Raw genomic sequence first — 13,722 nt, forward strand, 5'->3', positions numbered from 1 at the left:
ATGAATATTTTTATAAGTTTCTATTATCTTTTAATACAACATCATGTGCTCCACCTTCAACTATACTAGTAGAAGATACAAGAGTTAATTTAGCATTTTTTTGTAACTCTGGTATTGTAAGAGCGCCACAGTTACACATTGTAGATCTAACTTTGCTAAGAGTCATCATTACGTTGTCTTTTAAAGGACCAGCATAAGGAACATATGAGTCAACGCCCTCTTCAAATGAAAGTTTCTTGTCTCCGCCAAGGTCGTATCTTTGCCAGTTTCTAGCACGAGCAGAACCTTCACCCCAGTATTCTTTCATGTAGCTTCCGTTTATATTAACTTTGTTAGTTGGACTCTCATCAAATCTAGAGAAGTATCTTCCAAGCATTACAAAGTCAGAACCCATAGCAAGTGCTAAAGTTATATGGTGATCGTAAACGATACCTCCATCAGAACATATAGGAATATAAACGCCAGTTTTTTCAAAATATTCATCTCTAGCTGCAGCTACCTCTATAATAGAACTAGCTTGTCCTCTTCCTATACCTTTTTGTTCACGAGTTATACATATAGAACCCCCGCCGATTCCAACCTTTATAAAGTCAGCACCAGCTTCAGCAAGGTATAAGAAAGCTTCTTTATCAACTACATTTCCAGCACCTACTTTTACAGTATCGCCGTATTTTTCACGTATATAATCTATAGTTATTTTTTGCCATTCGCTGAAACCTTCAGAAGAGTCTATACAAAGTACATCTGCACCAGCTTCAACAAGGGCAGGTACACGCTCTTCAAAGTCTCTAGTGTTTATACCAGCACCAACGACATATCTTTTAGATGAGTCTAAAAGCTCAAGAGTATTTTCTTTATTTGATTCGTAGTCTTTTCTAAATACAATGTACATAAGTCTTCCTTCGTCATCTACTACAGGAAGAGAGTTAAGCTTGTTATCCCAGATTATATTATTAGCTTCTTTTAAAGTTATATCTTTATTTGCGTATATTAAAGATGAAAGTGGAGTCATAAACTCAGAAACTTTTACATCTCTGCTCATACGGCTTACTCTATAATCACGGCTAGTCACGATACCTACTAATTTACCATTTGAAGTACCATCATCAGTTATAGGCATAGTAGAGTGTCCACTGAATCTTTTTAACTCTAAAACATCTTCAAGAGTATGATCAGGAGTTAGGTTTGAATCGCTAACTACAAAGCCTGCTTTATGTGATTTAACTTTAGCGACCATAGCCGATTGGTTTTCAATTGTTTGAGAACCGTATATAAAAGATATTCCACCTTCTTTTGCTAAAGCTATAGCCATCTTATCATCAGATACAGATTGCATTACAGCAGAAGTCAGGGGAATATTCATAGTAAGCGAAGGCTCTTCACCTTTTTTAAATTTAACGATAGGTGTTTTTAAACTTACATTATCAGGTGTACATTTAATTGAAGAGTAACCAGGAACTAGTAAGTACTCACTAAATGTATGTGATGGTGTAGAAAAATAAAATGCCATTTTAATATCAACTCCTTATATATTTTTTATATTATTAATTTCTAATTATATCTTGACTATAATTGTTAGTATTTATTATAACTTATTATGATAAATTTTTATATGCTTCAACAAGGTTTTTTTTATAAAATTCGTTTTTTTACTTATTATTTTCAAAAAAATAGCAAAATAGTAGTTTTTATATAAAGTAAGAAGGCATATTAACAGACATTTAATAAAAAAAATGATAATTCGTTAGTAATTTATCAGTATATTATAATATTATTTCAAATATTTAGTAATAAGACATATTTAGATTATATCCTATATGTAAATAAATATAATAAATTTAAGTTATATATTGTTTGGATTAATAAATACACTAATTATTGCTGAATATAAATAAAATCTACTTACACTATTATAAAACTACAAATATTAACATATATAAACAAATTTAATTGATTTATAAACCATGTTATAATAATATGTATATATGGAATTTTTGAATTTATAATAGTATTAATAGATATATGATATTAGGAGGAAAGTATGAAAGCCTTAGAGGAAAAAATTTTAAAAGAGGGTAGTGTGTCGGGAAATGACATACTGAAGGTAGATCGTTTTTTAAACCATCAAATAGATGTAGCATTTTTAAATGAAATAGGAATAGAATTTAAAGAAAGATTTAAAGATGTAAAGGTGGATAAAATATTTACAATAGAAGCTTCTGGAATAGCTATTGCATCTATTGTCGCTCAGTACTTTAATAATGTACCTGTAGTTTTTGCAAAAAAAGTAGAATCAAAAAACTTAGATAAAGATGTATATGAAACACAAGTATATTCTTTTACAAAAGCAAAAAATTACTCAGTAAAGACATCTAAAAAGTACCTAAATGAAGGAGAAAACATATTAATACTCGATGATTTTCTTGCGAATGGTAGAGCGGCACTAGGGCTAATGGATATAGTAAACCAGGCTCAGGCAAACATAGCGGGTATAGGAATAGTTATAGAAAAGGGATTCCAAGAAGGCGGACAAGTACTTAGAGACAGAGGAGTTAAACTTGAATCATTAGTTGTTGTAGAATCAATATCTAATGGAAAAGTCACTTTTAGATAGTTATAAATTGAATTAAGCTAGAATTAAATTAAATAACTTGGAGGGATAAAATGAGATTTTTTATAGACACAGCAAATGTCGACGAGATTAAAGAGGCTAACAGCTTAGGAGTTGTGTGTGGAGTTACAACGAATCCATCATTAATTGCGAAAGAAGGTAGGGATTTTGTACAAGTAGTAAAGGAAATTGCTGACATAGTAGATGGACCTATAAGTGCAGAGGTAATAAGTTTAGACCACGATGGTATGATAGCAGAGGCCGACAAGCTATCTAAAATACACAAAAATATAGTAATTAAGTTGCCGATGACAGCTGAAGGTTTGAAAGCTACAAAGGCTTTATCTCAAAAAAATATAAAGACAAATGTAACTCTTATATTCTCAGCAGCTCAAGCACTATTAGCAGCTAGAGCTGGGGCAACTTATGTAAGTCCATTTGTAGGAAGACTTGACGATATAGGACAGAACGGTATGGGATTAATAGAAGAGATAGTTGACATATTTGATGTGAATGCTATAGAAACAGAAGTAATAGTAGCTAGTGTGAGACATCCAATTCATGTAGTAGAGGCTGCTAGACTTGGAGCAGACATTGCGACAGTTCCATACAAAGTTATAAATCAAATGATTAAGCACCCGCTTACAGATAAAGGTATAGAAAACTTTATTAAAGATTGGGAAGGCGCTTCATTACAATTATAATATTAATAAGACACTAAAACTTTAGGAATAGCTAATTTTGTTTTAGTGTCTTTTATTTAGGTGAAGTCAAAAATATGTGGTTAATAATATAGTAAGGAGATTAGTTATGTATAAGTTACAAAATGGATCTGATATAAGAGGAATAGCTTATCCAAACAATGAAAGGGAAGTAAACTTAACTAAAGATGTTGTTGAGAAAATATTTACAGCCTTCCATATTTGGTTAAAGAAAAAAACGAACAAAGATAAATTAAGTATTGCTATTGGCACTGATTCTAGAATAACTGGTGAAGAGTTCAGAGATATAGCTATAGATGTATTGAAAAAGAAAAACAAAGACTGTGACGTTTTAGATTGTAAAATGGCAACTACGCCTGCGATGTTTATGACGACAATTATGGATGGCTACGACTGCGATGGAGCGGTAATGATTACAGCAAGTCATCTTCCTTATTACCATAATGGGTTTAAGTTTTTTACAAAAGATGGTGGTCTGGAAAAAGGGAATATTAAGGAAATATTAGATATAGCCTCAGAGCTTATTCAAGACAAGGCAGATGATACTTTAGACAATATAAAAGGAAATATTAAAGAAGGTAAAGTGACATATCCGAAACTTATTGAAGACTATTCTCATATACTAGTTGAAAAAATAAGAGAAGGGGTTAGTTCAAAAGAAAATTACGAGAAACCTCTAGAAGGAATAAAAATATTAGTAGATGCAGGAAACGGTGCTGGAGGATTTTTTGTAGATCAAATTCTAAATAAATTAGGAGCAGATACAACTGGAAGCCAATTTTTAGATCCAGATGGAATGTTCCCGAATCATATACCAAACCCAGAAAACAAAGAAGCTATGAAAAGCATATGCGATTCAGTGATTAAAAACAAAAGTGATTTAGGTATAATATTTGATACAGATGTAGATAGAGCAGCATTAGTAGGAAAGGGCGGAAAACCTATCAATAAAAATGCTCTAATAGCTCTTATCTCAAAGATCGTATTAAATGAGCATCCAAATACTACAATTGTAACAGATTCTATAACTTCAGATGGACTTACTAAATTTATAGATAATATAGGTGGAATACACCATAGATTTAAGAGGGGTTACAAAAACGTAATCAATGAGGCTGTAAGATTAAATGAAGAAGGGAAAGAATGTCATATAGCTATTGAGACTTCAGGCCACGCTGCATTAAAAGAAAACTACTTCTTAGACGATGGATCTTACCTAATTGCTAAAATACTTATAGAGGTAGCAAAGCTCAGATCAAATGGAATGACTGTCGACGACCTACTTAATGACTTGGAAGAAGCTAAAGAAGACGGAGAGTTTAGAATAAAAATAGATGTAGAAGATTTTAATTCTTATGCAGAAGATATTATAAAAGATTTAGAAGAACATATTTTAAATTTAGATGGTTGGAGTGTAGTTCCTAAAAATTATGAAGGAATAAGAGTAAATTGTGACAAAGAAAACGGTGACGGATGGTTTTTACTTAGAATTTCTCTTCACGAGCCGCTTTTAGTCTTAAATATAGAATCAAATAAGATCGGTGGAATCGATGTTATATACGCTAAACTCGTGAAATTCTTATCTAAATACAGTTTGAGTGGCTTATAAAAGTTTAGTAAATCCATAAAAAACTTAATTAAAATAATATTATTACATCCCTGTTACCTGAGATTACAATTTTGTAAACTCAGGTAACAGGGATGTAACTGTAAATAGAGATTCACTATGTTATTATATGGGTATAAGATAAATAAGCAATTATAACTATATTAAATAATGAAAAAGGGAGTGAATCTTATGAAAAAGTTAGTTACAGTAGTATCAGTATTATGCACAGGATTGTTAGTTGTTAGTCCATTAAAGAATGTTAGTTATGGAGCAGAGGTAACTAATAAAACAACTCCTATTGTGGTAGATTCAAGAGCTAATGGAGAAGATCAAAATTTAAACGAAATAATTAAGAAAAAATCATACATAGATAGCACTAAAGTAAACCTTACAAGTGACACAAAGAACAGTGCGATAAAATTAAGTGAAGCATTAGCAAATGCAGTTAAAAAAGAAAATGTTGCTGACAAAAATAAAAACTTAGACAAAGATAAAGTTGTATCAAATAATAAACCTGAAAATGTAGTTCAAGAAAAAGACAAAGATAAAAACGATGTAGTTGATAATAATAAAGTAAATGAGGATAAAGAAAAACAAGGTGTAGTAAACAATGAAAACAAAAATGATAGCAAGGAAGATGATAAAGTGAAAGAAGATGTAAGTAAAGAAAAACCTGTCGAATATTTAAGCAAAGAACAATCTTTAAATCTACTTAAAAATCATATGCCTGATGTAAGTTTCTACTATGAAGGTGATGAAAATACTTTTGAGTTTATAAAAGACAAAGGTCTAAAAGGATATGTTTTCTTACCACAAGTTGACGGAGATTTAGCTTACTTTGTTGATAAGGCTAGCTCTAGCGTTTACTTCTTCCATCCAAGTGGATATTTGGAACTTATAAGATAGTATAGGATAATTTAAGATAGGTGCAGGAAATGAAAAGGAGTTTGCCATAAACAAACAACACCGACTACCACAGCTTGGACTAAAGGCTGTAATTGTAGTCGGTGTTGTTTGTTTATGTCAACTCCCTTTTCATTTCCTGCACCTATCTTAAAATTCCTTTAGAAGTAAGAAAAAGGGCAAGAGCAAGAAGAATAAGGGCTTTTTAATGGAAAAAATAACTTTCTATGGTAGTAGTTTTATCTACTATAGAAAGTCATTTTTGGTTTGCTATAAATATGGTGTGTGAAGTATTGATGGTGCAGTTCTGTTTTTTAAAAGCTTGTCAAATGATTTGTAATCTGATTTATAACCTATGCCTTCACGAAAATTGTGTGAGTCGATAAATTTGTATTGCTCACATGCGTTTTTTATTTTGTTGTAGTCTTTTTCTGATTTTACTGTGTAGATTATTTTGTTTTTCATGGTTATTTTGTCTTCGTATTTTGGTTTTATGAAGTATTTGGCATCTTTGATTTTCCCTGCGTTGTATAAACCTTGAATTACAGATCCATTTTTTATGTGTTGGAGGTGGTCATCCAGTTTGTAAGTATGAGCTACGTGAGTTACACTTTTAAACTTGTTTTCAAATTCGATTGCGATGTTTTCCATGGATTCAAAGTATGAATCTCCGTTTGAATTTGTCTTTGATAGTATAATAGTGTTGTCAGGTTTGACACCCAAACTTTTTGTTGATGCCAAAAACTCCCTGTTTCTGCATTCTATTTTATCCTTGGTTTTTAAATTTTCGTATTTTTTATACTTATCAAATACTGCTATCCCAGATCCGTTTGATACTAAAACGATATATACATTGTCTCTACCAACTTCGTTGATTGCATTGATAATGGCGCTTCCTGCCCATAAGACTTCGTCGTCTTGATGTTGACAGTAAAATACTACATGATCTTTGAATTTTTCGTTGTTTTGCTGGCTGTATATATCATAAGTAGTAGAAACAAAAAAAGTGGATAAAATAGCAGATAAAACTATATATTTAAGTGATAAGTATTTTTTGAAAAAATCCATAGAATCATCTCCTAATAAATTTTATCCTGTATATATTATCGTTCAAAAGCATCAAAATTATTGATTATTTACCTGGTTAATTATTTACATTCTAACCAAAAAAATAAATTAAATTATAAAGTTTCTAATTTATTAAATAGATTGATAGATTGTATCATATAGCTCTTCAAAATTATGTGTTTATTTGTGTTATAATTGTATTTTAGGAAAGTAATGTTAAAAAAATTATAAAAATTAAAATAGATAAAGATATTGGAAAGGAATAAAGAATGGGGAAAATATTAGTATTAGCAGAAAAACCATCCGTTGGTAGAGATATAGCAAAAGTAATGGGTTGTAAAAATGAAAAAAATGGATTTATAGAGGGTCCAAAATATATTGTGACTTGGGCATTAGGACATTTGGTTACACATGCAGATCCAGAAAGTTATGATCCAAAATATAAAGTGTGGAATATGGAAGATCTTCCTATGTTACCTAAGTATTTAAAAACTGTGGTAATTAAAAAGAGCAGTAAACAGTTTAATACAGTAAAAAGTCAGATAAATAGAAATGATGTAGATGAAATAGTAATAGCAACAGATGCTGGTAGAGAAGGAGAACTTGTCGCTAGATGGATAATAGAAAAATCTAAGTCCGATAAACCGATAAAAAGACTTTGGATTTCGTCTAGTACGGATAAAGCTATTAAAGAGGGATTTAATAATTTGAAAGATGGGCATAAATACGATAATTTATACTACTCAGCCATTGCTAGAGCAGAAGCGGATTGGTTTGTGGGAATAAATGCAACTAGAGCTTTAACGACTAAATACAATGCTCAGCTATCTTGTGGGAGGGTACAAACTCCGACACTTTCTATAATTAAATTAAGAGAAGATGAAATACAAAACTTTAAATCGAAAGAGTATTTTGGAATTGATATAAATGCAATTAAAGGAAGTTCTAAAATAAAACTTTCTTGGCATGATAAAAATAATTCGACATCTAGTTTTGATAAAGAAAAAATAGAGAAGATAATATCTAAAATTAGTGGAAAAGATATAGAGATAGTAGATGTAAATAAAGCGTATAAAAAGAAATATTCGCCAGCTTTATACGATTTAACTGAGCTGCAGAGAGATGCAAATAAGATATTTGGATTTTCAGCAAAAGAAACCCTATCTATTATGCAAAAACTATATGAACACCACAAGGTTCTTACATATCCAAGAACTGATTCTAGATATTTAACTGATGATATAGTGGATACATTAAAGGATAGAATAAAAGCGGTTAATGTAAGTGAATACTCTAGAGTTTGCAACAAACTTCTTAAGAGTAAAATTGTAAAGAACAAAAGCTTTGTAGACAATTCTAAAGTGACAGATCACCACGCTATTATTCCTACAGAAGAGCGTGTGTTTATAAGTGATTTGAGCGATAAAGAGAGAAAGATATTTGATTTGGTAGTAAAGAGATTCTTGTCAGTTTTATCAGAGCCATATGAGTACGAACATACGAAGATAACTGGTGAAATTGAGGGTGAAACTTTTGTGGCTTCTGGAAATAAAGTTATAAAGTTAGGTTGGAAAGAAAACTACAGAGATTACGAAGATGATGATGAAGTTAGAACTATGCCAAGCATAAATAAAGGCGATGAACTTAAAAATTTAAATACTAATATGAGTAGGGGAAAAACAAATCCACCTTCTTACTTAAATGAAGGTACTTTACTTACTCATATGGAGAAAAATGGTCTTGGTACAGTAGCGACGAGAGCGGATATTATTGAAAAATTATTTAATTCGTTTTCAATAGAGAAAAAAGGAAAAGATATACACATAACATCTAAAGGCAAACAGCTACTAGAATTGGTACCAGAGGAACTAAAGTCTGCTAAAATGACATCTTCTTGGGAAAAAAGGCTGCAGGATATATCGACTGGTAAGCTAAATAAAAATGTGTTTATCGATGATATGAAAAATTATACAAAGACAATAATAAAAGATATAAAAAACAGTGATAGTAAGTTTAAACACGACAATATCACTAAAAATAAATGTCCTGAATGTGGAAAATATATGTTAGAGGTAAATGGTAAAAAGGGAAAAATGCTTGTTTGCGAGGATAGAGAATGTAAAACAAGAAAACTTATCTCACAGACTACAAACTCTAGATGTCCAAATTGTCATAAGAAGTTAGAGCTAAGAGGTGAAGGTGATGGTAAGATATTTACATGTGCTTGTGGATATAGAGAGAAATTATCTTCATTCAATAAGAGAAAAAATGAAGAAAAATCAAAAGCAAGCAAAAGAGATGTAAACCAATATCTAAAAAAACAAAATAAAGATAACGAAGTGTTTAATAATCCATTTGCAGAAGCTCTTGCTAAACTAAAGAAATAGATTAAAAAAATAGATAAATATATTAACAAATAAAAATAATCGATTGATTGGCCTATCGATATACTAATTTAGTAATGATCAGTATAGAAGCTAAACAATCGATTATTTTTTTTAGCTTTATTTTATAAATTTTATCGCTCCTGTATCATGCAAATTCTTAATTATTGTAGCAGCTATCGGGAATCCAAATAGACCGACAATACCGAATAACTGAGCCCCTATAAACATGCACATTAATGTAATCAGAGGATAAAGCCCTATCTGACTACCTACAACCTTAGGCTCAAGGACTTGTCTAACTATAGTTATTACAGTGTAGATTATAAATAACCCTATAGCCATACTGCTATTTCCGTTTATTAAAGAAATTATAGCCCAAGGAATTATAATACTTCCAGTTCCTAAAATTGGTAGTATATCAACCAATGCTATTAAAATAGCTATTGGAAAAGCAGCATCTACTTTAAGTATAGTAAGTCCTATCCAAAGTTCAATAAAAGTAACTGATAATAAAATCGCATACGCTTTAATTAATTTAAATACGGCAACTATACTGCTTTTTTTAACATTTAGTATAAACTCGCGGTTTTTTTCTGAAAACTGATTTAATACAAAATTAATAATTTTTTTATAGTCAAATGTAAAGAAAAAAGAAGCGATTATAGTTATGATTAACTTTATCATAAAAGCAGGAGCTCTTGTAGCAGCGCTTGTAACAAAGTTAAGGGCATTTGATGAAAAAGAAGCTACTAAGGACATTATTGATTGAGATAAGTTATCCCATCCAAATATATCTACGTTTGGTGCAAGTGATTCCACTTTAGAAAAAAATGTGTCTAGATTTGGTTCTATAGAGTACTTGTATACATCCGGTAGAGTAAGTACCATTTCACTTATCTTGCTGAACAGCTTTGCTCCGAAGCTAGTAAGTGCTGCAATTGTAATTGCATAAAATAAAAGTAGTACTAATGTTGATGTCAATGCGGGATTAATCTTAATTTTATCTGTTAAGAAATTTATAGCGGGTCTTAATATAAATGCAATAAAAAATCCAATTACAAATGGCATAAATAGCGGCAGGATAAATTTAAAACTTGCAAATATTAGAGCTGCTATCAAGATAAAATATGTAAACTTTATAATAAAAGCTCTTTGTTTTTCTGTACTGATCATAGAAACCTCCAAAGTCATTGTTATATTATGTAATATTGACTAAACTCTATAAAAATATAATACTAAAAGCTTTATATAAAATACTGTTAATATTAGAAAGGCTAGTTTAAAATAATAAATCTTTCTTTTAATTTTAAAATCGATATATAGATTAGTGATTGAGTTAATTTTAGCATTATTTTGTGCTAAGTACCAGTTAAATTATGATTAAATACTGTTTACTTATTAGCATGTCTCTAATAATTGTATAAGTTTTGATATTCTAATAACGTGTTTGTATTATATTTAGTGAATGGTAATGAGTATCTTCTATTATTTTATATAATGATCTTTTATTTGTCTAAGATATCCTGTGATATAAAATCAGAATATTAAAAAAAAATACTTTTTAATTAAATAGATTAAATAATATTGAAATTTTGGTAGAATATAACAAAAAATTAACACAAATCTAATATTGATTTTATATATTTTAATTTTTTAGTATTATAATTAATTTAGCGTATTTAGTAGAATTATGTATTCTATTACTATAAAAAGTGTAAATATCATTATATGGAGGTTTTAATTATGGAAGTTACTACATTTTTAGGAATTATATTCGCTATCATTTTTGTTGTGGGAGCAATGATATTTAAAGGTATCAGTTTGTCAGTCCTTATAAATCCAGCTGCATTTATGGTTATAATAGTTGGAACTATTGCCACAGTTTTAAATGCATATCCAGGTAGAGACTTGAAAAATTTGGGTAAAATTTTTAAGGTATTATTTACTTCAGAGAAAAATGAATCTAAGATTGGAGCCATTAATGATTTAATTAGTTGTTCTTATATAGCGAGAAAAGAAGGTTTCTTAGCATTAGACCAAGAGCTAGATCAGTTAGATAATAAATTCATGCAAAGAGCCTTACGTATGGTTGTAGATGGTGCGGACGGAGATTTTATTTTAAGTGTTATGGAGTCAGAAATTGAAGCTATAGAAGAAAGACATTCTATCAATGCATCTATATTTAAACAAGCAGGAGGATATGCACCAACGCTTGGGGTAATGGGAGCAGTATTTGGTCTTATAGCTGCAATGGCACATATAGATAATACTGATGCTATGGCAGAGGCGATAGCAGCGGCGTTTATAGCAACTATTTTAGGTATATTTTCAGGATATGTTTTGTGGAATCCTTTTTCAAATAAATTGAAAACAAAAAGTAGACATGAAATATTTGAGAAACGGATGATAATTGAAGGCGTTTTAGAGATTCAAAAAGGTTCAGGAACTAATATGGTGAAAGAAAAACTTATATCTTTTTTAACAGAAGAAGAAATATTAATTTTAGAAAAAAATAATGTGATAAATAAAAATAATAATGCAGCAAGAAATAAGGTCAGCTAGGGGTGAAGGCGAATGGCTAAAAAAAATAAGCATGAAGAAGATTTTGATGAAGGATGGCTATTACCATATTCAGACTTAATGACGTTACTGCTAGCGGTTTTTATTGTTTTATTTGCTACAAGTAAAGTAGATCAGAAAAAGATGGAAGATATGGCAGATTCATTTGCAAATATTGTAGTATCTTCTAAAGGTACTGGGTTCGAAGATACAATTGGAAAACAAATTGCACAAGGAAATAGTGATGAACTATCAGCATATGCTAAAAGTGTTATGCAAATAAAGATGAATATGGATAAATACATAAAAGAAAATAATCTAACAAATGAGATTTCAGCTGAAACTAATAATGATAAACTGAAAATTGTAATAGCTAATAATATACTTTACCAACCAGGTAGTGCTGAGGTTAGTGAAAGAAATATTGAACTTGCTAATACAATAGGAAAACTTATAGTAGATCAAGGTAAAGATATAGAGGTAACTATTGTAGGGCATACAGATAACGTACCTGTACATAATAATGAATTTGAAGATAATATAGAGTTAAGTCAAAAGAGAGCATTTAATTTTTTAAAAAATATGTTAAAAACCTCTGGGGTAGATCCGAGAAAATTTAGTACAGCAGGATATGGAGAGTATCAACCGATTGCATCAAATGATACGGAAGAAGGGAAACAACTAAATAGAAGGGTTGAGATTTTAATAGATGCTAAAAATAGAATTAATTAATCTATTTTATTACTTACCTAGATATTTGTATCTACAACAAATTAAATAGTTTTGAACTAAAAAATCCAATAGACTAAATCTATTGGATTTTTTAGTTCGTTATATATTTAGTCACGCATAAGGTATTTTTAAATTAGTTATTAAACCATCCGCTGGGTGATTGATTAAAGTAATGAGGTGAAAACTCCATAAGTTTGTAATCTTGTACGCCGGAAATTTTAAGAGGTTCAGAAGATAAGTAATCTTCTATTTTTTCAATAGTTTCAGCTTTCATAATAAATACTCCGCCACTCATATTCGCTTTAAGTCCTGACATTAATATTAAGCCTTCATCCATTGCTTTTTGAGAATAAGCCATGTGATTTTCCATCGTATTTTCATCAGCTAAATCTGCATTTTTTATTATACCTTCAACAATAAAATATTTCATTTTTGTAATCCTCCTTGAATTTATAGCTTTCATTTCTAATCTTAGTTTATTTTAAGTAATAAATACCCATACTATCTTTTTTTAATCAATAAACAATTATTTACTTAATTATAGAACACCACATATTTTTATAAATAACTATAGCTATTTATATATTTTGTTAGACATACATTGGATATAAAAAGAAAACTAGATTAGCTTAGGAGGTTGATATTTTTAACTTAATGATAAGTCTTAAAGAATATCAATTAAGTAATAATTACATTATGATTAAATAATATGATCCTGAGTTGCTTTAAGATATATACGGATATCAAATTCTTTTAATAAAAATACTGATATATTATATTAGATATTACATATATATAGATTAGGAGTGTTTTTATAATAGTTCAGTCAGGTTGACTAAGAATGTTTATTTAGGGTATACTTTTATTAAGGAAAAAGAGATTACATACTATGGGCTTAGGGTGTATCTCCAAAGAATATAAAATAGTTAATATTTTAATCTGAAGCATCCGAATTGCCGTTCGGGTGTTTTAATTTTTTGATGTCATTTTTCAACTTTAAATATGTATTGATAAGCTTAGATAGCCTGTTCAATATTAAAGTTATCGCAGTAATTGTGCTGCCGATAAAAAATAATATACTCAAAAAATCTCCCATATATTATCACCTCCAATCATAATGAAGGGATAATT

The 13,722-nt window shown here is 29.8% G+C and carries 12 protein-coding genes; 7 read left to right on the forward strand and 5 right to left on the reverse strand.

Annotated elements, in window-relative coordinates:
- Positions 1-10: 10 nt before the first annotated feature.
- Positions 11-1,510 (reverse strand): IMP dehydrogenase, encoded by a 1,500-nt coding sequence (locus J2Z43_RS00835; protein WP_027702337.1) that lies wholly within the window; start codon positions 1,508-1,510, stop codon positions 11-13.
- Between the two features lie 531 nt (positions 1,511-2,041).
- On the opposite strand from J2Z43_RS00835, the gene J2Z43_RS00840 reads away from it, so the two are divergent.
- From J2Z43_RS00840 to J2Z43_RS00855, 4 genes are all read left to right on the forward strand, one after another.
- A complete protein-coding gene (locus J2Z43_RS00840; protein ID WP_209455424.1) occupies positions 2,042-2,614 on the forward strand; it encodes a xanthine phosphoribosyltransferase in 573 nt (190 codons plus the stop codon).
- Between the two features lie 50 nt (positions 2,615-2,664).
- On the forward strand, positions 2,665-3,315 hold the full coding sequence (gene fsa, locus J2Z43_RS00845; RefSeq protein WP_209455425.1) for a fructose-6-phosphate aldolase: 651 nt from the start codon (positions 2,665-2,667) through the stop codon (positions 3,313-3,315).
- Positions 3,316-3,421: 106 nt separating this feature from the next.
- Positions 3,422-4,942, forward strand: a complete 1,521-nt coding sequence (locus J2Z43_RS00850) for a phosphohexomutase domain-containing protein (RefSeq protein WP_209455426.1) — start codon at positions 3,422-3,424, stop codon at positions 4,940-4,942.
- A 189-nt stretch (positions 4,943-5,131) separates the two neighbouring features.
- Positions 5,132-5,848, forward strand: a complete 717-nt coding sequence (locus J2Z43_RS00855) for a hypothetical protein (protein WP_209455427.1) — start codon at positions 5,132-5,134, stop codon at positions 5,846-5,848.
- Positions 5,849-6,115: 267 nt separating this feature from the next.
- Here J2Z43_RS00855 and J2Z43_RS00860 read toward each other — a convergent pair whose 3' ends face one another.
- Positions 6,116-6,913 carry a PIG-L family deacetylase gene (locus J2Z43_RS00860; RefSeq protein WP_209455428.1) on the reverse strand — a complete coding sequence of 266 codons (798 nt, stop codon included), beginning with the start codon at positions 6,911-6,913 and terminating at the stop codon, positions 6,116-6,118.
- Between the two features lie 269 nt (positions 6,914-7,182).
- On the opposite strand from J2Z43_RS00860, the gene J2Z43_RS00865 reads away from it, so the two are divergent.
- The gene (locus tag J2Z43_RS00865; RefSeq protein ID WP_209455429.1) at positions 7,183-9,300 is read left to right on the forward strand and encodes a DNA topoisomerase III; all 2,118 of its coding nucleotides are present in this window, start codon (positions 7,183-7,185) and stop codon (positions 9,298-9,300) included.
- A gap of 117 nt (positions 9,301-9,417) precedes the next feature.
- Here J2Z43_RS00865 and ytvI read toward each other — a convergent pair whose 3' ends face one another.
- Positions 9,418-10,473 carry a sporulation integral membrane protein YtvI gene (gene ytvI / locus J2Z43_RS00870; RefSeq protein WP_234925914.1) on the reverse strand — a complete coding sequence of 352 codons (1,056 nt, stop codon included), beginning with the start codon at positions 10,471-10,473 and terminating at the stop codon, positions 9,418-9,420.
- Between the two features lie 570 nt (positions 10,474-11,043).
- Between ytvI and J2Z43_RS00875 the strand changes: the two genes are divergently transcribed.
- Together J2Z43_RS00875 and J2Z43_RS00880 are read left to right on the forward strand one after the other, a co-directional pair.
- Positions 11,044-11,862 (forward strand): MotA/TolQ/ExbB proton channel family protein, encoded by an 819-nt coding sequence (locus tag J2Z43_RS00875; RefSeq protein ID WP_209455430.1) that lies wholly within the window; start codon positions 11,044-11,046, stop codon positions 11,860-11,862.
- A gap of 12 nt (positions 11,863-11,874) precedes the next feature.
- The gene (locus J2Z43_RS00880; RefSeq protein ID WP_209455431.1) at positions 11,875-12,591 is read left to right on the forward strand and encodes a flagellar motor protein MotB; all 717 of its coding nucleotides are present in this window, start codon (positions 11,875-11,877) and stop codon (positions 12,589-12,591) included.
- 133 nt (positions 12,592-12,724) lie between these two features.
- Here the strand turns inward: J2Z43_RS00880 and J2Z43_RS00885 are convergent, their stop codons facing one another.
- Both J2Z43_RS00885 and J2Z43_RS00890 read right to left on the reverse strand, forming a co-directional pair.
- Positions 12,725-13,021, reverse strand: coding sequence for a YciI family protein (locus tag J2Z43_RS00885; RefSeq protein WP_209455432.1), 297 nt, complete (start codon positions 13,019-13,021; stop codon positions 12,725-12,727).
- Positions 13,022-13,525: 504 nt separating this feature from the next.
- On the reverse strand, positions 13,526-13,687 hold the full coding sequence (locus J2Z43_RS00890) for a hypothetical protein (RefSeq protein ID WP_161627540.1): 162 nt from the start codon (positions 13,685-13,687) through the stop codon (positions 13,526-13,528).
- Positions 13,688-13,722: the final 35 nt, after the last annotated feature.

The organism is Metaclostridioides mangenotii (assembly GCF_017873185.1).
Lineage (GTDB): Bacteria > Bacillota > Clostridia > Peptostreptococcales > Peptostreptococcaceae > Metaclostridioides > Metaclostridioides mangenotii.